This is a genomic window from Rufibacter sp. XAAS-G3-1 (genome assembly GCF_013623775.1).
GTDB lineage: Bacteria > Bacteroidota > Bacteroidia > Cytophagales > Hymenobacteraceae > Nibribacter.
On sequence record NZ_JABFAM010000040.1, the window covers coordinates 1 to 1,178 of the forward strand.

General features: G+C 54.2%; 1 protein-coding gene. It reads left to right on the forward strand.

Going from position 1 to position 1,178, the window contains the following annotated elements; all coding sequences use genetic code 11:
• Positions 1-219 precede the first annotated feature (219 nt).
• Positions 220-1,178: IS110 family transposase (locus HHO50_RS20890; RefSeq protein WP_181309086.1), on the forward strand; the 959-nt coding region annotated here is incomplete at its 3' end.

A 1,178-nucleotide genomic window follows, 5' to 3' on the forward strand; every position in this document is an offset into this window, starting at 1 on the left:
TAACAACTATACTTTTCAATTACCAGGTATCGGAGTAACTTTTGCTCATACCTGAAGAGCAGCCAGTGAACTACTCGCTAACAAGGCGAAATTCCTACAGTACGAATCAGACTGGCTGCTTTTACTTTCATTGCAGGCGAGGAGTCATATAGATTTTCGGGATTCAAGGCCCATGATAAAGGTTTCGACTCACAGCTTGCCTTATTTATCTCAAAAGATATGGAAAAGCTAACACAGCAGCAAGAAGCCTCTTTCATCTTGGGCGTTGATGTCTCCAAGGACAGCCTGGACGCTTGCCTGACCAGAAAGGGCGAGGGGGCGATGCGCCACCAGAAGTTCAACAACAACAAAGAGGGCTTCCAGCGGATGAAGGCCTGGGTGAGGCAGCAGGGTTGCGAGGCAGGCCCGGACACCCTGTGCTGTCTGGAGCACACAGGGATGTACACCAGGCAACTGGTGCATTACCTGCTGGCCCGCGGTGTGAGGGTGTGGCTGGAGAGTGCCCTGCAGATAAAGCGCTCCATCGGCATGGTCAGGGGAAAGGACGACAAGGTGGACGCCCAGAGAATCGCCCGCTACGCCCTGCTGCACCAGAACGAGGCGCAGTGCCTCTCCCTCTCGGGTGTTACCCTGGAGCGGCTGAAGGACTTGCAGGCAAGCAGGGGCAGGCTCATCAAGGCCCTCAAAAGTATCAAGGGCACCATCAAAGAACTGCTTCAGGTAGACCCCGTGTCAGGGAAGACGCTGGAGCAGGTGAACAGAAAGGCTATCAGGGGGCTGGAGGAAAGCAAGGAGTTGGTGGAGGAAAAGATGCGGCAGTTCATCGAGAAGGACGGTGGGCTGAAACGGATATACGGCCTGCTCACCTCAGTGAAAGGCGTCGGAAAGGTTCTCGCTGTTTCCCTTCTGGTCTACACCCAGGGCTTCACCAGAATGGAGGACGGCCGCAAGCTGGCCTGCTACTGTGGGGTGGCTCCCTTTGAGTACAGAAGCGGCACGAGCGTGATGGGGAAAACAGGTGTGTCAAAGTTCGCCAACAAGGAACTCAAGCAGGTGCTGCACATGGCGGCGCTGAGCAGTATCCGAAACAACGGGGAGATGAGGACTTACTTTGAAAGGAAAGTCAGGGAGGGCAAGAGCAAAATGAGCGTCTTAAATGCCGTAAGAAATAAGCTACT